The organism is Arthrobacter pascens, from assembly GCF_030815585.1.
Classification (GTDB): Bacteria; Actinomycetota; Actinomycetes; order Actinomycetales; family Micrococcaceae; genus Arthrobacter; species Arthrobacter pascens_A.
This window is the reverse complement of sequence record NZ_JAUSWY010000001.1, coordinates 3,127,962-3,146,160: the sequence shown is the minus strand read 5'-3', so window position 1 is coordinate 3,146,160 and position 18,199 is coordinate 3,127,962. Positions and strand designations below refer to the sequence as shown.

General features: G+C 63.4%; 20 protein-coding genes. 15 read left to right on the top strand and 5 right to left on the bottom strand.

Going from position 1 to position 18,199, the window contains the following annotated elements; all coding sequences use genetic code 11:
* Positions 1-113: 113 nt before the first annotated feature.
* The 9 genes from QFZ30_RS14515 (at position 114) to QFZ30_RS14475 (ending at position 7,510) form a co-directional block, all read left to right on the top strand.
* Positions 114-419 (top strand): SHOCT domain-containing protein, encoded by a 306-nt coding sequence (locus tag QFZ30_RS14515; RefSeq protein WP_307077345.1) that lies wholly within the window; start codon positions 114-116, stop codon positions 417-419.
* Positions 420-590: 171 nt separating this feature from the next.
* The gene (locus tag QFZ30_RS14510; RefSeq protein WP_307080284.1) at positions 591-1,520 is read left to right on the top strand and encodes an ABC transporter ATP-binding protein; all 930 of its coding nucleotides are present in this window, start codon (positions 591-593) and stop codon (positions 1,518-1,520) included.
* 10 nt (positions 1,521-1,530) lie between these two features.
* Positions 1,531-2,364, top strand: coding sequence for an ABC transporter permease (locus QFZ30_RS14505; protein WP_307077343.1), 834 nt, complete (start codon positions 1,531-1,533; stop codon positions 2,362-2,364).
* Entirely contained in the window at positions 2,361-3,194 is an 834-nt protein-coding gene (locus QFZ30_RS14500) for an ABC transporter permease (protein WP_307077341.1), read from the top strand. The genes QFZ30_RS14505 and QFZ30_RS14500 overlap by 4 nt, the downstream gene beginning before the upstream one ends.
* A 148-nt stretch (positions 3,195-3,342) precedes the next feature.
* Positions 3,343-3,912, top strand: coding sequence for a hypothetical protein (locus QFZ30_RS14495; protein ID WP_307077339.1), 570 nt, complete (start codon positions 3,343-3,345; stop codon positions 3,910-3,912).
* A 10-nt stretch (positions 3,913-3,922) separates the two neighbouring features.
* Positions 3,923-4,756: an exodeoxyribonuclease III gene (locus QFZ30_RS14490; RefSeq protein ID WP_307077337.1), complete on the top strand. Its 834-nt coding sequence runs from the start codon at positions 3,923-3,925 to the stop codon at positions 4,754-4,756.
* A 19-nt stretch (positions 4,757-4,775) separates the two neighbouring features.
* Positions 4,776-5,819, top strand: a complete 1,044-nt coding sequence (gene trpS, locus QFZ30_RS14485) for a tryptophan--tRNA ligase (protein WP_307077335.1) — start codon at positions 4,776-4,778, stop codon at positions 5,817-5,819.
* Between the two features lie 4 nt (positions 5,820-5,823).
* Positions 5,824-6,423, top strand: a complete 600-nt coding sequence (locus QFZ30_RS14480) for a 2'-5' RNA ligase family protein (RefSeq protein ID WP_307077333.1) — start codon at positions 5,824-5,826, stop codon at positions 6,421-6,423.
* A gap of 37 nt (positions 6,424-6,460) precedes the next feature.
* Positions 6,461-7,510 carry a YihY/virulence factor BrkB family protein gene (locus tag QFZ30_RS14475; RefSeq protein ID WP_307077331.1) on the top strand — a complete coding sequence of 350 codons (1,050 nt, stop codon included), beginning with the start codon at positions 6,461-6,463 and terminating at the stop codon, positions 7,508-7,510.
* On the opposite strand, the gene QFZ30_RS14470 is transcribed toward QFZ30_RS14475, so the two are convergent.
* The 5 genes from QFZ30_RS14470 to sdhC form a co-directional block, all read right to left on the bottom strand.
* Positions 7,467-8,237: an alpha/beta hydrolase family protein gene (locus QFZ30_RS14470; RefSeq protein WP_307077329.1), complete on the bottom strand. Its 771-nt coding sequence runs from the start codon at positions 8,235-8,237 to the stop codon at positions 7,467-7,469. The genes QFZ30_RS14475 and QFZ30_RS14470 overlap by 44 nt on opposite strands.
* Before the next feature lie 161 nt (positions 8,238-8,398).
* A complete protein-coding gene (locus QFZ30_RS14465) occupies positions 8,399-9,181 on the bottom strand; it encodes a succinate dehydrogenase iron-sulfur subunit (RefSeq protein ID WP_307077327.1) in 783 nt (260 codons plus the stop codon).
* Position 9,182: 1 nt separating this feature from the next.
* A complete protein-coding gene (sdhA, locus tag QFZ30_RS14460) occupies positions 9,183-10,988 on the bottom strand; it encodes a succinate dehydrogenase flavoprotein subunit (protein WP_307077324.1) in 1,806 nt (601 codons plus the stop codon).
* 103 nt (positions 10,989-11,091) lie between these two features.
* The gene (locus tag QFZ30_RS14455) at positions 11,092-11,571 is read right to left on the bottom strand and encodes a succinate dehydrogenase hydrophobic membrane anchor subunit (RefSeq protein WP_307077322.1); all 480 of its coding nucleotides are present in this window, start codon (positions 11,569-11,571) and stop codon (positions 11,092-11,094) included.
* 3 nt (positions 11,572-11,574) lie between these two features.
* On the bottom strand, positions 11,575-11,955 hold the full coding sequence (gene sdhC, locus QFZ30_RS14450; RefSeq protein ID WP_307077320.1) for a succinate dehydrogenase, cytochrome b556 subunit: 381 nt from the start codon (positions 11,953-11,955) through the stop codon (positions 11,575-11,577).
* A gap of 258 nt (positions 11,956-12,213) precedes the next feature.
* Between sdhC and QFZ30_RS14445 the strand changes: the two genes are divergently transcribed.
* The 6 genes from QFZ30_RS14445 to QFZ30_RS14420 all read left to right on the top strand — a co-directional run bounded on the left by QFZ30_RS14445 (position 12,214) and on the right by QFZ30_RS14420 (position 18,183).
* Complete coding sequence (locus QFZ30_RS14445; protein WP_307077318.1) at positions 12,214-13,347, top strand: mannose-1-phosphate guanylyltransferase; 1,134 nt, start codon at positions 12,214-12,216, stop codon at positions 13,345-13,347.
* An 86-nt stretch (positions 13,348-13,433) separates the two neighbouring features.
* A complete protein-coding gene (locus tag QFZ30_RS14440) occupies positions 13,434-14,633 on the top strand; it encodes an amidohydrolase (protein WP_307077316.1) in 1,200 nt (399 codons plus the stop codon).
* 132 nt (positions 14,634-14,765) lie between these two features.
* A complete protein-coding gene (locus QFZ30_RS14435) occupies positions 14,766-15,200 on the top strand; it encodes a MarR family winged helix-turn-helix transcriptional regulator (RefSeq protein ID WP_307077314.1) in 435 nt (144 codons plus the stop codon).
* Positions 15,201-15,294: 94 nt separating this feature from the next.
* A complete protein-coding gene (locus QFZ30_RS14430; protein ID WP_307077312.1) occupies positions 15,295-15,726 on the top strand; it encodes an organic hydroperoxide resistance protein in 432 nt (143 codons plus the stop codon).
* Complete coding sequence (locus QFZ30_RS14425) at positions 15,723-16,745, top strand: NADP-dependent oxidoreductase (RefSeq protein ID WP_307077310.1); 1,023 nt, start codon at positions 15,723-15,725, stop codon at positions 16,743-16,745. Before QFZ30_RS14430 ends, QFZ30_RS14425 begins: the two co-directional genes overlap by 4 nt.
* A gap of 331 nt (positions 16,746-17,076) precedes the next feature.
* Entirely contained in the window at positions 17,077-18,183 is a 1,107-nt protein-coding gene (locus tag QFZ30_RS14420; RefSeq protein WP_444875972.1) for a BMP family lipoprotein, read from the top strand.
* The last annotated feature ends 16 nt before the right edge of the window (positions 18,184-18,199 follow it).

Here is an 18,199-nt window from a genome sequence, read left to right as displayed (position 1 = left end):
TGCCCCGCCAAGGTGACTCCCGACGTCGGACGCGGCGCCGGCATCCGACGGCGAGACTCGAGACAGAGCCGAAAGGCGGCTCAGTATTGAGAACCAAAAGGTAGGAAACGCACATGTTCACAGCATCAGCACTGGCCGCCCTCCCCGCAGCACAAGACATCACCGGCACGGTCCCCGCCCACGGGCCGTGGCTGGAGGGGGGCGCTTTCTCGCCCTGGTTCCTGCTGTTCCCGCTGTTCTGGATCCTGGTGATCGGACTGATCATCTTCGCGGCACGGAGGACCTGGCGCCGGAACCATCAGTGGGACGTTGCCCGGGGTGGCGAGAGCGTCCTGCGTGAGCGCTACGCACGCGGCGAGGTCGATGAAACGGAATACAGGCAGCGGCTGGAAGTGCTGCGGTCCGAACAGCCGCGCTAGCCAAGCTGCGCCGCAGCAATGTCCCCCACAATATTGGCCCTCAGCCACGGCCACCCGAAGGTCAGGCGTGAACGTTCACGCCAACCCCTTCCGCATTCAGGAATGCTCCACTAGTCTGCTGAGGTGCACAACGAAGCCATCCTGTCCTCCAACACCTCAACCGGCAGCCCGATGAAGCAGCAGACCGTGATCGCAGCGGAGAACCTCAGGAAAACCTACGGCGAAGTGGCTGCCGTCGATGGCATCTCTTTCAGCGTTCCGGCAGGGGAGTCCTTTGGGCTGCTGGGCCCCAACGGCGCCGGCAAATCCACCACGATGAAGATGATCGGCGGCGTCACCCAGCGTACCTCCGGAACCCTGAGCATCATGGGCCTGGATCCGGACAGCCACGGGCCCGAGGTTCGGGCGCACCTGGGGGTGGTGCCGCAGCAGGACAACCTGGACGAGGAACTGAGGGTGCGCGAGAACCTCCTGGTCTACGGCCGCTACTTCGGCCTGCCCATGAGCTACCTGAAGCCGAAGGCCGACGAGCTGTTGGAGTTCGCCCAGCTCACGGACAAGGCGAAATCCAAGGTTGATGCGCTCTCCGGCGGCATGAAGCGGCGCCTGACCATTGCCCGCTCGCTCATCAACGAACCCCGCATCCTGCTCCTGGACGAACCCACCACCGGGCTGGACCCGCAGGCCCGGCACATCCTCTGGGACAGGCTGTTCCGGCTCAAGGAGCAGGGCGTCACGCTGGTCCTGACCACGCACTACATGGACGAAGCTGAGCAGCTCTGCGACCGGCTCATCGTGGTGGACAAAGGGCGGATCATGGCGGAGGGTTCGCCCGCGCAGCTGATCCGGGAACATTCCACCCGCGAGGTCCTTGAGCTGAGGTTCGGCTCCGAGCGGAACACGACCATCGGGCCGGAGTTGCAGGGAATCGGTGAACGGCTTGAAGCCCTGCCGGACCGGGTGCTGATTTACGCCCACGACGGCGAGGCGGCCCTTGAGCAGGTTGCGTCCCGTGGCCTGCGGCCACTGACCTCGCTGGTGCGCAGGTCCTCGCTGGAGGACGTGTTCCTCCGGCTCACCGGTAGGAGCCTCGTTGAGTGATTCTGCCGGGTTGACTGAGACTGCTCCGCGGGCGCACAGCCCGGAAATCTCCGCTGCGAAGGCCCGCCGCTGGGGTGCTTTCTACTACGCGGAACAGGTGCTCAGGGTGCTGTGGGGCTACGGTTTCTCCATCCTGATGTACAGCGTGGGCCAGCCTGTGGCCTACCTGTTCGCGATGGGGGTCGGACTGGCAACGCTGGTTGACAGCGACGGAGCAGCGGCCTTCGGCGGGGTCAGCTACCTGGCCTTCATCGCCCCTGCGCTGCTGGTGTCCGCTGGCGTCATGACGGCGGCAAATGAATTCACGTTCCCGGTCATGGGGGGCTTCAAGTGGCGCCGGACCTACTTTGGCCCGCACGCCTCGCCGCTGACGCCGGAGCAGATCGCGGCCGGGCACATCATTGCGGTGACGGTGCGCCTGCTCCTGCAATCGGCCATCTACTTTGCGGCCGTGGCCTTGTTCGGGGCTTCGCCCGGCGGTTGGGGATGGGTGTCCGTCCTGGTGGCGACCCTGGCCGGGCTCTCCTTTGGCCTGCCGTTGATGGCCTACTCGGCCTCCATCACGGAGGACAAGGGACAGTTCGCACTGGTGATGAGGTTCATCGTGATGCCGCTCTTCCTGTTCTCCGGAACGTTCTTCCCTTTGGACACGCTGCCGTTGGGCGTGCGTTGGATCGGCTGGATTTCGCCCATCTGGCACGGCACCGAGCTTGGCCGCGTCTTCACGTACGGCTACCAGGAACAGCCGTTGCTCACACTGGTGCATGTCGTAGTGTTGCTGGGGCTCGCGGTCCTGGGCTGGATCCTCACCAAGCGCCAGTTCATTAGGAGGATGGGGCAATGAGCATCCTTACCGGTGGCCACAGCGTCACGGAGGAGGCCCGCAACAGGACGTTCGGGCCGCTGTATTCGCGCAACGCCAAAGCTGTGATTTCCCGCGGCCTCATGGCCACCAGGAGCAGCAACTGGCTGGTGATGCTCTCCGGTTTCTTCGAACCCGTACTGTTCCTGATCTCCATGGGTGTGGGGATGGGCTCTATTGTGGGCGCCGTGCAGGGGCCCGGCGGGGAAGAGGTCAGCTACGCCGCCTACATCGCCCCGGCGCTGCTGGCCGTTTCCGCCATGAACGGGGCGGTCTACGACTCCACCTGGAACGTCTTTTTCAAGATGAACTTCGCCAAGCTGTACCAGGGGATGCTTTACACGTCGCTGGGCCCGCTGGACGTTGCGCTGGGGGAGATCTTCCTGGCACTCCTGCGCGGGCTACTGTACGCCACAGGCTTCACGGCCGTGATGGGTCTGATGGGTCTGATCACCACGCCCTGGGCCATCCTGATGGTCCCCGCCTCCGTGCTGATTGCCTTTGGCTTCGCAAGTATGGGAATGGGCATCACCAGCTTCCTGAAGACGTTCCAGCAGATGGACTGGATCAACTTCATCATGCTGCCTATGTTCCTGTTCAGCGCCACGTTCTACCCGCTCAGCGTCTACCCCCAGTACATCCAGTGGCTCATCCAGGCCATGCCGCTCTGGCACGGAGTGGAACTGCTGCGCCAGATCAGCGTGGGCACATTCACGCCGGCAACAGCCATCCATATCGGCTATTACCTGCTGATGACGGCGGCGGGGATGCTCCTGACCACCGTGAGGCTGCGGAAGCTCTTCCTCAAGTGAGCCGCCCAGACCCAACTGACTCGCACTTAACGCACTGAAAACCGGTTTTGAGAGCGTTAACTGCGAGTCAGTTGGGCGGGCAGGGGGGTGCTGTTCGCCGGAGGTGGAAGGGTCGGTGGTCTGCCGCGGCGTTTGAGACAATAGCCTCATGCAATCTTTGGGCAGCTCCAAGTCATCGTCACATTCCCTTCCCCGAAAGGGTGGATTCTCCATGCTCCGCATCAGCGGACCGGGAATGATGGTGTTTGTCATCGCCTTCATTGTGGCGGTCATCTTCGCAGCCAACCAGAACGACGTCGTCGGCTGGGTTGTGGCGGTCATCGCCGCCTTCTGGCTCGCCCTCGCTGCGTTTGTGGTCTTCAGCATCCAGAAGGCCGCCAAAAAAGCCGGTGCCAAACTCACCGAAGCCCAGAACGCCTTCAACAGCGCAACTGGCCGCGCGCCGTCGTCGTCCTCTGCCGACCATGGCGGCACACGGATCGTGGCCGAGCGAAACGAAGCGGACGAAGTCCGCGACCTCAAGCTCGATCATTCCTTCAAGATCGTGCAGGTGCAGATCCGAGTGGTGGAGGAGGAGCGCGCCAAGGGGGAGGCAGCTGACCAGGACACCATCCGCCGCGCCTTGGAAACCATCGAAATCACTGCCACGAATGCCCGGGACATGATCAGGTCCTCCGGCGGCACCGGGGACCCGGTCACCGGAACCATCATCGACTAGAGTAGAGCGGGTGAGCTCGGCATTGAAGAAGGACCACCTTCGCATCGCATCAGTCAACGTTAACGGCCTTCGGGCTGCCTACAAGAACGGTATGGCGGCATGGCTGGAGCCGCGCGAGGTGGATATTCTCTGCCTCCAGGAGGTCAGGGCACCGGACGCGATTGTCCGTCAACTGCTCGGCGAGGGCTGGCATATCCTGCACGCTGAAGCAGAGGCCAAGGGCCGCGCAGGTGTGGCCATTGCTTCCCGTGAAGAACCGCTGGACACCCGTAACGGCATCGGTGATGACTACTTCGCCACTGCTGGGCGCTGGGTGGAGGCTGATTTCCGGATCGCCGACGCCAGCGGAAACCCCGTGCAGCTGACCGTTGCCAGCGCCTACGTGCACTCCGGTGAGGTGGGTACACCCAAGCAGGTGGACAAGTACCGGTTCCTGGATGCAATGAGCACCCGCTTGCCTGAACTGACAAAGCACAGCGACCATTCCCTTGTCGTGGGCGACCTCAACGTAGGCCACACGGAGCTGGACATCAGGAACTGGAAGGGCAACGTTAAGAAGGCTGGCTTCCTCCCTGACGAGCGGGCCTATTTTGATCGCTTCTTCGGCGAGGAGATCGGCTGGAGGGATGTCCACAGGGGCCTGGCGGGCAGCGTCGACGGCCCCTACACCTGGTGGTCGCAGCGTGGCCAGGCCTTTGACAATGACACTGGCTGGCGCATCGACTACCACCTTGCGACGCCGGCCCTGGCTTCCGCCGCAATCTCGGCGGTCGTGGACCGGGCGGCCTCGTGGGACACACGCTTTTCTGACCATGCCCCGCTGGTAGTGGACTACCGGCTCTAAGCACCTAAGGTTTTTCTGAATGACTAGCTCACCATCCCCTGTCACCAAGAAGCGCATCCTTTCGGGCGCCAAACCCACTGCGGATTCACTGCACCTGGGCAATTACATCGGTGCTGTCCGTAACTGGGTGGACATGCAGGCTGAATACGATGCCGTGTTCTTTATCCCCGATCTCCACGCCATCACCGTGGACTTCGAACCGGCCGAGCTTGCCAAACGCACCCGTGTGGTTGCCGCACAGTACATCGCAGCGGGCATCGACCCGGACAAGAGCATCTTTTTTGTGCAGTCGCATGTGCCCGAGCACGCCCAGCTCGCCTGGGCGCTCAACTGCATCACCGGCTTCGGCGAGGCGTCCCGCATGACGCAGTTCAAGGACAAGACCCAGAAGTCAGGTGCCGACTCCGCAACGCTCGGCCTGTTCGCCTACCCCACTCTCATGGCGGCCGACATCCTCCTCTACCAGAGTGACCTGGTTCCGGTAGGCGAGGACCAGCGCCAGCACCTGGAGCTGACCCGCAACCTGGCGCAGCGGTTCAATATGCGGTACGGGCAGACCTTCACGGTGCCTGAGGCCACCATCCTCAAGGCCAGCGCCAAGATCTACGATCTCCAGAATCCCAGCGCCAAGATGTCCAAGACCGGAGAGTCACCCAACGGTTCCATCCAGCTTCTGGAGGACCCCAAGACCGCCGCCAAGCGGATCAAGACCGCCGTCACGGACGCCGGCACCGAGGTCCGCTTCGATTCAGAGGCCAAGCCCGGCATCTCCAATCTCCTGACCATCTATTCGACGCTGACGGGCAAGTCAGTGCTTGACCTTGAAACCGAGTACCAGGGCAAGATGTACGGCCACCTGAAAGCGGACCTGGCAGAGGTCGTAGTGGACTTCATCACGCCGCTGCGGAACCGGACCAACGAGCTCATGGATGATCCCGCGGAGCTGGACAGGCTTCTGGCACAGGGTGCCGATCGGGCACGCGAAATCGCGTCCGTGACGCTCGGCCAGGTCTACGAGCGGATGGGTTTCCTGCCTTCCCTGAGCCTGGCAGGGGTCCGCTAGCCCAATGCCGGCCACCAGCAATGTCAGCAACGGAATGAGTGTAGGTGTCATTCTGGGATTCCCTCCGGCCATCGCCGAGGAACTCCAGCAATGGCGGGCTTCCTTCGGGGACCCCATGGCCGGGGTTATTCCCGCCCACATCACACTGGTCACCACCACGCCCACCCAGGACTGGGAGGCAACGCGGGCGCACGTCCGTGAGGTGGCCCGCAGGCAGGCCCCTTTTATGATCACCATCGCAGGAACAGGAACGTTCCGGCCGGTGTCGCCGGTGGTCTTCATCAACGTGGAGGAGGGCTTCGGAGCCTGCGTGGACCTCCACGAGAAACTCCAGACCGGTCCGCTCCAGCGGGACCTGCCTTTTTCGTACCATCCGCATGTCACCATCGCCCACGATGTTGCCCCGGAAAGCCTTGACGAAGCCGAAACGGTGCTCAAGGACTATAGGGCAACCTTCCCAGTGGTTAGCATGGGACTTTACGAGCACGATGCCGATGGCATTTGGCAGCTACGGGAAGAGCTGGACTTTGGGACCGAAACCGAAAACGACGCCGGGACCTGGTCCGCGAACGCCGACGCAGACGGAGCCACCGCTTCCCACTGAAGGTGCCCGCCTGAAGCTTGCCGTCATCCAGAAGCGGATGGACTGGGGCAAGGCCAGAAGATCCGACGGCGGTCCGGTAGCCAGTCTGATGGCCATGTTCCAGTGGCTATTGGCCAGGCTTAATGCCTTCAGGCCGATGAGGGCATGGCAGCACTACAACCTCCAGCACGGCCCGCTCATGAGCGCCGGCATCGGTTTTAGAATGTTCTTTTCCATCACGGGCCTACTGGCCACCGGCTTCTCCATTGCAGGGCTGGTGCTGCGGGGCCAGCCTGCCCTTCTGGACATGATCATTAGCAGCGTGGCGCAGAGCGCGCCCGGACTGCTGAAGGTGGGCGGCGGCGAGGGCCTGGTTGATCCCCAGGACCTGCTGAACCCGGAAGGGCTGGGATGGACGGCGGTGATCGCCGCCGTGGTTACCATCGTCACCTCGCTGGGCTGGATTGCCGCCCTGCGCGACGGCCTCCGCGGCGTGCTGCAACTGCCGCCCCTGAAGACTAACCCCGTTGTGCTGAAACTCCGCGACGCCGGGACCCTGCTGCTGCTGGGCGTCGCCCTGGTGATCAGCGCGGGAGCCTCCCTCATCTTTGGCACAGCGGCAGGATGGGTCGCTGATTTCCTGCAGCTGGACGACGCCGTGGCGGGCCCGCTGACTACGCTGATCAAGATCGGTGTTCCGCTGGGCCTGAACTGGGCCACCGCAGTCATCATGTTCCGCCTGGCCGGCAGCCTCAAGCTGTCGCGGCGGGCACTCCTGGAGGGCACCATCCTCGCCGCGGTGGGGACCACCGTACTCCAGGTCTTCAGCACGGAACTGCTGGCGGGTGCGGGACGGAACCCCATCCTTGCCCCGTTCGCCATCATCATCGGGCTGCTGATCTGGTTCAACCTGGTCAGCCAGGTCTACCTGGCCTCCGCCGGCTGGGCCGTTATCCGCGAGGAAGACCTCAAAAGCATTCCCGCAGCCCACGAAAAAGCAGGCTGGGGGTCCCGGCAGGTGCAGCCCGGCAAGGTCCCGGTGGACCACGACGGTTCCGCCGCGGTTACTTCCCGGCGTCGAGGTATTGGTCGGCCCAGGCAGAGATGATCCTGGCCGCCCGGGCCGCCTGGCCCTTGCCGGTCAGCAAGTGGTCGCTGCCTTCGAGCGAGACGAAGTTCCGCGGGTGACGGGCCGTCTGGAAAATGGTGCTGGCGTTTTCGATGCCCACCGTGTTGTCCGTGGGGGAGTGCAGCACCATGAGTGGTTTGTGGAGCTGCCTGATGCAGTCGGTGAGGTCTGCGTTCTCCAGGTCCTCCACAAAGTGCTTGCGGATCTCCACCCGCTTGCCGCCGAGGTCCACTTCGGCGCTGCCCTCGCTGAGGATCTTGTCCAGGGCGGCGTCGAAGACGTGTGCCACATGCTTGGGCGAGAACGGGGCAGCGACGGTGGCAACGGCGTCGAGCTCGGGGATTTGCCGGGCGGCTGAAAGCACGGCGGCGCCGCCGAACGAATGGCCCACCAGCAGGGAGATCGTCTTGTCCTGGGCGCGCATGAATTCGGCGGCCTTTACCGTGTCGGCCACCTTGTGGCTGAAGGAGCCCTCGGACCAAAGACCGGCGGAATCGCCCAGGCCCAGGTTGTCAAAACGCAGCATGCCTATGCCGGTGTCCGCCAATGCCTTGCACATCCGTGAAGCGGCGGGGCTGTCCTTGCCCAGCGTGAAGCCGTGGGAGAAGACTCCCCAGCCTCTGACCGGCACCTCCGGGACGTCCAGGATGCCGGACAGGATCTCCCCGGTGGATCCTTCGAAGCTGACTCTTTCGGAACGGGACACTGCCTCGCCTTTCGTTTGGGCGGTAATTGCCGTGAAACAACGACGGCGCCACACATCCCCATTCATTCCCTACCCTCGCAAGCTGGGGCAGGGGACCCTATGTCTGTGGGCCCTGTGGGGAGGCGACGCCGTCGGCTGTAACGTCCGTCTGGAAACGGGTGCTAGATCTTGCGGGAAAGGATTGCCTGCTTGACCTCGGCGATTGCCTGCGTCACCTGGATGCCGCGGGGGCATGCTTCAGAGCAGTTGAAGGTGGTGCGGCAGCGCCACACGCCTTCCTTGTCGTTGAGGATCTCCAGGCGCATGTCGCCGGCGTCGTCACGTGAATCGAAAATGAAGCGGTGGGCATTCACGATCGCGGCGGGCCCGAAGTACTGGCCGTCGGTCCAGAACACGGGGCAGGACGACGTGCACGCGGCGCAGAGGATGCACTTGGTGGTGTCGTCGAAGCGCTCACGGTCCTCGGCGGACTGCAGGCGTTCCTTGGTGGGTTCGTGGCCCTTGTTGATCAGGAACGGCATGACTTCGCGGAAGGACTGGAAGAACGGTTCCATGTCCACAATGAGGTCCTTCTCCACCGGCAGGCCCTTGATGGGCTCAACGGTGATGGGCTTGGATGTGTCCAGGTCCTTGAGGAGGGTCTTGCAGGCGAGGCGGTTGCGGCCGTTGATGCGCATGGCATCGGAGCCACAGACGCCGTGGGCGCAGGAGCGGCGGAAGGAGACACTGCCGTCCATCTCCCACTTGACCTTGTGCAGGGCGTCCAGGACACGGTCTGTGCCGTACATGGTCAGCTTGAAGTCATCCCACGTGGCGTCCTCGGAAACTTCCGGGTTGTAGCGGCGGACGCGCAGGGTGATGTCGAAGGTGGGGATTTCGCCGCCGCCTCCAACGTGGGCAGGCAGCTCAATCTTTGAGGCTGGCTCAGCAAGTTCAGCGGACATCTTAGTACTTCCTCACCATTGGCTCGTAGCGGGTAAAGACAACCGGTTTGGTGGCCAGACGGATTCCCGCGATTGCTTCCGCGGATCCCGTACCGTCAGCCGAGGCGTAGTCGTCCTTGTACGCCATGGAGTGCTTCATGAATTTGTCGTCGTCACGGTCCGGGAAGTCCTCGCGGAAGTGGCCGCCGCGGGATTCTTCACGGTGCAGGGCAGCCACGGTCATGACCTTGGCGAGCTCCAGCAGGAAGCCGAGTTCCACAGCTTCAAGCAGGTCCAGGTTGAAGCGCTTTCCCTTGTCCTGGACGCTGATGCGCTTGTACCGCTCCTCGAAGGACGCAATGTCATTCAGAACCTGGTTGAGCGTGTCTGCCGTGCGGAACACCTGCATGTTGGCGTCCATGGTGTCCTGGAGTTCCTTGCGGATCACAGCCACCTTCTCCTCGCCGTTGCCGTTGCGGGCAATGTCCAGCAGCTCAATTGTGTAGGCTTCCGGATCCTCGGGGAGGTCCACAAACTGTGCTGTCTTGGCGTATTCAGCGGCGGCAATACCTGCGCGCTTGCCGAACACGTTGATGTCCAGCAGCGAGTTAGTGCCCAGGCGGTTGGACCCGTGGACGGACACGCAGGCCACCTCACCGGCGGCGTAGAGGCCGGGAACCACGGTGTCGTTGTCCTGCAGCACTTCGGTGGTGATGTTCGTGGGGATGCCGCCCATGGCATAGTGCGCCGTCGGGAATACGGGGACGGGCTCGGTGTAGGGCTCTACACCAAGGTAGGTGCGGGCGAACTCTGTGATGTCCGGCAGTTTGGCGTCGATGTGCGCCGGCTCCAGGTGGGTCAGGTCAAGGAGGACGTAGTCCTTGTTGGGGCCGCAGCCGCGGCCTTCACGGACCTCGTTGGCCATGGAGCGGGCCACGATGTCACGTGGCGCCAGGTCCTTGATGGTGGGGGCGTAGCGCTCCATGAAGCGCTCACCCTCCGAGTTGCGCAGAATGGCGCCTTCGCCGCGGGCTGCCTCTGAGAGGAGGATGCCCAGGCCCGCGAGGCCTGTCGGGTGGAACTGGAAGAACTCCATGTCCTCCAGCGGGATGCCCCTGCGGAACGCGATGCCCATGCCGTCGCCGGTGAGGGTGTGGGCGTTGGAGGTGGTCTTGAAGACCTTGCCTGCGCCGCCGGAAGCGAACACCACCGACTTGGCCTGGAAGACGTGCAGTTCGCCGGAGGCGAGGTCGTAGGAGACCACACCCGCAACGCGCTTCTGCTTGTACGGGGTGCCGTCCTCACGGACAGCGTCCTCCTCGACGGTCAGGAGGTCCAGGACGTAGTACTCGTTGTAGAACTCCACGTTGTGCTTGACGCAGTTTTGGTAGAGCGTCTGCAGGATCATGTGGCCGGTGCGGTCCGCGGCGTAGCAGGCGCGGCGGACAGGGGCCTTGCCGTGGTCACGTGTGTGGCCGCCGAAGCGTCGCTGGTCGATCCGGCCTTCGGGCGTGCGGTTGAAGGGCAGGCCCATCTTCTCAAGGTCCAGCACGGCGTCGATGGCTTCCTTGGCCATGACTTCAGCGGCGTCCTGGTCAACCAGGTAGTCGCCGCCCTTGATGGTGTCGAAAGTGTGCCATTCCCAGTTGTCTTCCTCGACATTGGCAAGGGCCGCACACATGCCGCCCTGCGCTGCACCCGTGTGCGAGCGCGTGGGGTAGAGCTTGGTCAGTACTGCTGTGCGGGCGCGCTGACCGGATTCGATCGCGGCGCGCATGCCAGCGCCACCGGCACCGACGATGACGACGTCGTACTTATGGACCTGCATACCAGACGCTCTTTCTCTCAAAATTCGCTATAAAACAACGGGCCGGCGAAGCCTGCTCCGCAAAACACAGCCCGCGGCTCACCGCGGGCTCCAGATGCTGCTGTTACGCAGCCGGGCAGAAGCCGCCGGGCAGCGGAACACCGTCCACCACGGGGCACGGGTTGAAGGTGAAGATCACCAAGGTGCCCAGGACGATGATCACGGTGGTGGCCGCATAGAGGACGATCTTGAGCCAGAGACGCGTGGAGTCCTTCTCGGCGTAGTCGTTGATGATGGTGCGCACGCCGTTGGTGCCATGGAGCATGGCCAGCCACAGCATGGCCAGATCCCAGACCTGCCAGAACGGGTCGGCCCACTTGCCGGCCACAAAGCCGAAGTCGATGGCGTGGATGCCTTCGCCCACCATGAGGTTCACAAAAAGGTGGCCGAAGATGAGCACCACCAGCACGACGCCGGACAGGCGCATGAACAGCCAGGCCAGCATCTCGAAGTTGCCCCTGGATCCACCGGTGCGGCGGTACTGCGGGGAGATCTTTCCGCTGCTGATTTTTCCGCTGCGCGGGGGCTGGATGGTTGCAGTCATGGCTTAGTGACCTCCGAAGGCGAGGGACAGGTGGCGGATGGAGAAGGCCACCATGGTGACGACCCAGAGCGCCAGGACGGCCCAGAGCATCTGGCGCTGGTACTTTGCGCCCTTCTTCCAGAAATCCACGGCGATGATGCGCAGGCCGTTGAAGGCGTGGAACACAATCGCGGCGACAAGGCCCGTTTCACCCAGGGCCATCAGGGGATTCTTGTAGGTACCGATAACAGCCGTGTAGGCCTCGGGGGACACACGCACCAATGAGGTGTCCAGCACATGGACCAACAAGAAGAAAAAAATCACAACACCGGTAATTCGGTGTCCTACCCAGGACCACATGCCTTCACGGCCGCGGTACAAGGTGCCAGCTGGTTTTGTCGGCACTGAATAAACCTCCCTGCAACACAGCGGCGCTGGCATGGGATCCACGCGGGGGGAACGCCTGCTGCGAGAGCACTCGTAAGCTCAGGCCTAAATCTAGGCTTCGCTCACAGCTTATTCAATTTAGGAGTTCCTTGGTGACTCTCTCAACTGCGGATTTCCTTGCTGATTGAGACGAACGCCACACGATATGGCTTTTTTAGGCGTTACTCGGCCATGTGAAAAGGGAGCCCGACGGTGGGTCGGCTAAAGTAGGCGGTGATGAGTACAGACAAAGTGACAAGCCCGGATTCACCCCTGAACCGATTTATCGCGGTCATTCCGGCAGGCGGAGTGGGGACCCGCCTCTGGCCCCTGTCACGTGCAGCAGCTCCCAAGTTCCTTCACGACCTCACGGGTTCGGGCAGCACTTTGTTGCGGGCCACGTATGACCGGCTTGAGCCCCTCGCGGGTAAACGCGTCCTGGTGGTCACCGGAACCGCCCACCGGGCTGCCGTGTGCAGCCAGTTGCCCGAACTTCAGGATGCGGACCTGGTCCTGGAGAGCGAACCAAAGGATTCCGGTGCCGCCATCGGCCTGGCTGCGGCCATCCTGCATGAGCGCGATCCGGACACCATCATGGGGTCGTTCGCAGCAGACCAGGTGATCAGCCCGGTCCATCTTTTCCGGGAAGCAGTCCGGGAGGCCATCCACACCGCTGCCGCCGGAAAGATTGTGACCATCGGCATCAAGCCGACGCACCCCTCCACCGGCTTCGGCTACATCCGTGCCGGGCGCGGGCTCAACATCGAAGGCGCCCCCAGTGCGCAGGCCGTGGTGGAGTTCGTTGAGAAGCCCGACGAAGAAGTTGCCCAGCAGTATGTGGACAGCGGCGAGTACGTCTGGAACGCTGGCATGTTCGTGGCGCCCGTGGCCCTGATGCTGAAGCACCTGGAGGCCAACCAGCCCGAGCTTTACCAAGGGCTGCAGGAGATCGCCCGCGCCTGGGACACCCCTGAACGCGACGAGGTCACAGCCCGCGTGTGGCCCACCCTGCCTAAGATCGCCATTGACTATGCGGTGGCTGAACCCGCGGCCGCGGCCGGGGATGTTGCGGTTGTACCCGGCACTTTCGGATGGGACGACGTCGGGGACTTCGCTTCGGTGGGACGGCTCAACAGTGCACGCGAAGTGGATGACGTCACCGTCATCGGCAACGGCGCCCGCGTGTTCACCGAAAACGCCAGCGGAGTGGTGGTTTCAGACACAAAGCGCGTGATTGCGCTGATCGGCATCAAGGATGTAGTCATTGTGGACACCGGAGATGCCCTGCTGGTGACCACCAAGCAGCACTCCCAGCGGGTCAAGGCCGCCGTGGACGCGCTGAAGGCCAGCGGTGATTTTGACGTTCTCTAGCAACCTGAGTGGTTGGCAAACCGGGCAAATCCGTAACGCGCCGACCGTGATGCCGCTATTCCGTGGACGCTCGCTAGAGTAAATCTGTGCGTAATTACACTACTGAAGCTGAGCCCACCGCGTTGGTGGGGCCATGGCTGGAGCCGCTCCTTCCGGAACTGATCGACTTCCGCAGGGACCTGCATGCGCACCCTGAGCTTTCCTTCAAGGAATTCCGCACCACCGACAAGGTGGTGGAGCGGCTCGAGGCGGCGGGCCTCGCCCCCCGCAGGCTTGAGGGCACCGGCCTTACGGTGGACATCGGCGAGGGGCCCATTGCCACGGCCCTCCGCGGCGACATTGACGCCTTGCCCATCATTGAAGAGACCGGTCTTCAGTTCGCCTCGAAGAACCACGGCGTCACGCATGCCTGCGGCCATGACATCCACACCGCCACCATGCTTGGTGTGGCATTGATCCTCCAGCGTATGCACTTGGAATCCCCCCTGACCGGCACCGTCCGGATCATTTTCCAGCCTGCCGAGGAGACAATGCCCGGCGGTGCGCTGTCCTGCATCGAACAAGGCGTCCTGGACGGTGTGCCCCGCATCCTGGCGCTGCACTGCGATCCAAGGATCGACGTCGGACGCATCGGTACACGCATCGGCGCTATCACGTCTGCCTCGGACACCATCAGGATCGAACTGAGCGGCCGTGGCGGGCATACTTCCCGTCCGCATCTCACGGAGGACCTGGTGTTCGCCCTGGCGCAGATCGCCGTGAATGTTCCGGCCGTACTGTCACGCCGGGTGGATGTCCGCAGCGGCGTCTCCGTGGTGTGGGGCCATATCTCCGCCGGATCGGCACCAAATGCCATTCCCGGCACCGGTTTCATGGCCGGGACCATGCGCTGCCTGGACCGCGATGCCTGGAAAGACGCCGGCGAACTCCTGGACGAAGTGGTACATCAGGTGGCCGCGCCCTACGGTGTGGACGTCCGCCTGGAGCACACCAGGGGAGTCCCGCCCGTGGTCAACTCGGAGCACGAGACCGCCCTGATCGAGGCCGCTGCCCGGGCCGAGATCAGCGAAGGCGCCGTGGTGCTCACGCCACAGTCCATGGGCGGGGAGGACTTCGCCTGGTTCCTGGCCGAACGTCCCGGGGCCATGATGCGCCTCGGCACCAAGACACCAGGCGGCGAAGAGTACGACCTGCATCGTGGCGACTACGTCGTGGATGAACGTGCCCTCGGATTCGGCATCCAGGTGCTCACGGCAGCAGCCCTTCGAACCATCCGCGACCTCTAAGGCCCCGCGACTCCGGCGCGAACTGGCAGCTAATGCCCTCAAATCCTGGATTTGAGGGCATTAGCTGCCAGTTCGCGCTCCTCTTTGGTGGGTAAGTTGTGCACAATTGAATTGTGGTCTATCGTTTTAGGCATGACTGAAGCCCCCCGCCTCGACCGACAGGTGTGCTTTGCCCTCTACTCGGCCTCGCGCGCGGCAACAGCGGTGTACCGGCCCATGCTCGAAGAGCTGGGTCTGACGTACCCGCAGTACCTCGTGATGTTGGTCCTGTGGGAAAACGAGCCGCGGGGCGTCAAGGAAGTTGGGGAGGAGCTGGGCCTCGACTCCGGCACGCTCTCGCCCTTGCTGAAGCGCCTTGAGGCGCTGGGTATGGTGGAGCGTCGCCGGTCGGGGGAGGACGAACGCCGGGTCGCCATCCACCTGACCTCCGCCGGGCGCGCCCTGAGCAGCAGGGCCACCGGGATACCCAAGCACCTCGCTGATGCCGCTGGACTTTCTGCCGACGAGCTTGAGCAGCTCCGCGCCACGCTGGCCAAGCTCACCGCCGCCCTCCACGGCCCGCACTGAGACCACCCGCGCCGAGATCCACCAGCACCGAGACCAATCAGCGCTGAGACGAATCACCGATTTTGATATCCACATCCAACAGGAAGGACACACCGTGAAGACTCTTTATACTGCCGAGGCACTGGCATCCGGCGAAGGCCGTGACGGCAATGCGCGCACCCAGGATGGAAAGCTGGATGTCTCCCTCGCCAGCCCGGTGGAGCTGGGCGGCGACGGCCAGGGCACCAACCCGGAGCAGCTCTTTGCTGCCGGCTACGCAGCCTGCTTCCACTCCGCCCTTCGCCTCGTCGGGCGCAAGGAAGGCGCCGACCTCACAGACTCGGCCGTCGCTGCCCGCATCCACTTCGGCGCCCTGGATGGCGGTGAAGGCTACGGACTTGCCGCTGAACTTGAGATCGCCGTCCCCGCCCTGGACCTTGCCACTGCGGAAGCCCTGGTGGCCAAAGCACACCGGATCTGCCCCTACTCCAACGCGACGCGCGGCAACATCGCAGTTGACATCAAGATCCTGGAGTTCGCAGCATGAGCACAACTGCCGCACTGCCAACGTCAACCCGCGAGATCCGCCTCGCGTCCCGCCCCGCAGGGCGTCCGGCCCCGGAGAACTTCCGGCTGGCCGAGTCGACACTGCCCGAACTCGCGGAGGGCCAGATCCTGGTCCGCAACCGCTATATCTCCGTTGACCCGTACATGCGGGGACGCATGAACGACGTCAAGTCCTACTCAGCGCCGTTTGCGCTGGATGCAGCGCTCGACGGCGGGGCCCTGGGTGAGGTCATCGCGTCCAGGGCCGACGGACGCAAGGTGGGGGACGCCGTCGTCCATCAACTCGGCTGGCGCGAATTCGCCGTCCTGGATGCCAGCGCCACCACGGTTGCCCGGACGGACCTTGCGCCGGCATCTGCATTCCTGGGGGCGATGGGCATGACCGGGTTGACGGCTTACGCCGGGCTGCTCAAGGTTGCAGAGTTCAAGCCGGGCGATGCTGTGTTTGTCTCCGGCGCGGCTGGTGCCGTGGGCTCGCTGGTGGGCCAGATTGCCAAGGCCATGGGTGCGTCCCGCGTGATTGGCAGTGCCGGAACACCCGGGAAAGTGGCCCGGCTGCTGGAGCTTGGCTTCGATGCTGCCTTCAACTACCGCGACGCCCCGGTCAGGGATCAGCTCAAGGCTGCTGCCGGCGGCAACGGGATCGACGTCTACTTCGACAACGTGGGCGGTGACCACCTCGAGGCGGCCCTCGCCGAACTTAACGTGGGCGGCCGGGTGGCCATGTGCGGTGCCATCTCCCAGTACAACGCCACCGAGGCAACGCCCGCGCCGCGGAACCTCATGCTGGCGATCGGCAAGCAGCTGACCCTTCGCGGCTTCCTGGTGGGGGGCCAGCGCCAGCACAGTGTGGAGTTTGCAGAAAGGATGTCGACCTGGCTCGGCGACGGTTCGGTCCGCTATGACGAGACGGTGGTGGACGGACTTGAGAACGCACCGCAGGCGTTTATGGACCTCCTGGACGGTGCAAACACGGGCAAAATGCTGGTGCGGCTCTAACCAAGCCAGCCGCGTGAAGGAACAGCGGGAACGAACCCTTGAGGTCCCAAAAACAGGGGCACAAGTGTTCGTTCGCGCCTGGCTGGGGAGGGATAGTGGCTGGTCGGGGCGGTCAGCCGGCCGCGGCCTACTGATTGGTAACAAGTTCCCAACAATCCTCAGGATCCGGCGCTGAGCATCATCCGGACGTGTCGCAGGACACTAATGTTAATTCCATAAGTGCGCTTCGGCGCAGTGCTGCGAAGCCCTCAGTGAAAACAGAATTTCAGTGCAGAAACGGACACTCATTGAATTCGAGTCGTAGCGCCACTCTCTTCATCCTGGAGGAAAATTGAAGAACTCACTGCGTGCCCATTTCAAGCGCGGTTCAATGGCCGGCGTGGCCACTGCGGGTGCGGCCGCTCTCCTGCTGTCCGGTTGCGGTGCGCCTCCCGAAGCCGGCAGCCCGACCGCGACGGCCAGCGACTACACCGGCTGCATCGTCTCGGACTCCGGCGGATTCGATGACCAGTCCTTCAACCAGTCCTCGTATGAGGGACTGAAGAAGGCACAGGCCGAGCTGGGCATCAAAGTCAACCAGGTCGAATCCAAGACCAACAATGACTTTGAGCCGAACCTGCGTGCCATGGTCGCCGCCAACTGCGACCTCACCCTGACGGTGGGCTTCCTGCTCGGTGACGCCACCGAGGCCCAGGCCACGGCCAACCCGAACAACCACTTCGCCATCATTGACTACAGTTACGACCCGCCACTCAGCAACGTCAAGCCGATCGTCTACGACACCGCCCCGGCCGCGTTCCTGGCCGGCTACCTCGCTGCAGCCAGCACCAAGACCGGAACTGTGGCCACCTTCGGCGGCATGAAGATCCGTACCGTCACGATCTTTATGGACGGCTACGTCGATGGCGTGAAGTACTACAACGAGCAGAAGGGTAAGGACATCAAGGTCCTTGGCTGGGACAAGGCGGCCCAGGACGGCAGCTTCACCGGCGACTTCGTCAGGCAGGACGTCGGAAAGCAGCTCACCCAGAACTTCCTGGACCAGGGTGCGGACATCGTCATGCCCGTCGCGGGCCCGGTGGGTGCAGGCGCCGGCGCAGCCCTCATGGAGGCGAAAGCGGCGGGTAAAGACGTCAAGCTCATCTGGGTTGACTCCGACGGCTTCCTGACCGCACCGGAGTACAAGGACATCATGCTGACCTCAGTCATGAAGCTGATGGGCGAAGCCGTTGAAGCAGTGGTTAAGGACGACAAAGACGGCAAGTTCACCAATACGCCCTACGTGGGCACGCTGGCGAACGACGGCGTCCAGCTGGCACCCTTCCACAACTTCGACTCCCAGGTCCCTGTGGAAGTGAAGTCCGAACTGGAACAGATCAAGAAGGACATCATCGACGGCAAGCTGAAGGTCGAGTCGCCGGTAAGCCCCAAGGCTTAGGCATCCTGGCCAAGCG

Excerpts from the sequence above, each read along its gene's own strand:
- QFZ30_RS14435 (WP_307077314.1), top strand. The coding sequence starts at position 14,766 with ATGACTGAAGCCCCCCGCCTCGACCGACAGGTGTGCTTTGCCCTCTAC.
- QFZ30_RS14480 (WP_307077333.1), top strand. The coding sequence starts at position 5,824 with ATGCCGGCCACCAGCAATGTCAGCAACGGAATGAGTGTAGGTGTCATT.
- QFZ30_RS14495 (WP_307077339.1), top strand. The coding sequence starts at position 3,343 with ATGCAATCTTTGGGCAGCTCCAAGTCATCGTCACATTCCCTTCCCCGA.
- QFZ30_RS14425 (WP_307077310.1), top strand. The coding sequence starts at position 15,723 with ATGAGCACAACTGCCGCACTGCCAACGTCAACCCGCGAGATCCGCCTC.
- trpS (WP_307077335.1), top strand. The coding sequence starts at position 4,776 with ATGACTAGCTCACCATCCCCTGTCACCAAGAAGCGCATCCTTTCGGGC.
- QFZ30_RS14515 (WP_307077345.1), top strand. The coding sequence starts at position 114 with ATGTTCACAGCATCAGCACTGGCCGCCCTCCCCGCAGCACAAGACATC.
- QFZ30_RS14445 (WP_307077318.1), top strand. The coding sequence starts at position 12,214 with ATGAGTACAGACAAAGTGACAAGCCCGGATTCACCCCTGAACCGATTT.
- QFZ30_RS14455 (WP_307077322.1), bottom strand. The coding sequence starts at position 11,571 with ATGACTGCAACCATCCAGCCCCCGCGCAGCGGAAAAATCAGCAGCGGA.
- QFZ30_RS14500 (WP_307077341.1), top strand. The coding sequence starts at position 2,361 with ATGAGCATCCTTACCGGTGGCCACAGCGTCACGGAGGAGGCCCGCAAC.
- QFZ30_RS14465 (WP_307077327.1), bottom strand. The coding sequence starts at position 9,181 with ATGTCCGCTGAACTTGCTGAGCCAGCCTCAAAGATTGAGCTGCCTGCC.
- sdhA (WP_307077324.1), bottom strand. The coding sequence starts at position 10,988 with ATGCAGGTCCATAAGTACGACGTCGTCATCGTCGGTGCCGGTGGCGCT.
- QFZ30_RS14475 (WP_307077331.1), top strand. The coding sequence starts at position 6,461 with ATGGACTGGGGCAAGGCCAGAAGATCCGACGGCGGTCCGGTAGCCAGT.
- QFZ30_RS14510 (WP_307080284.1), top strand. The coding sequence starts at position 591 with ATGAAGCAGCAGACCGTGATCGCAGCGGAGAACCTCAGGAAAACCTAC.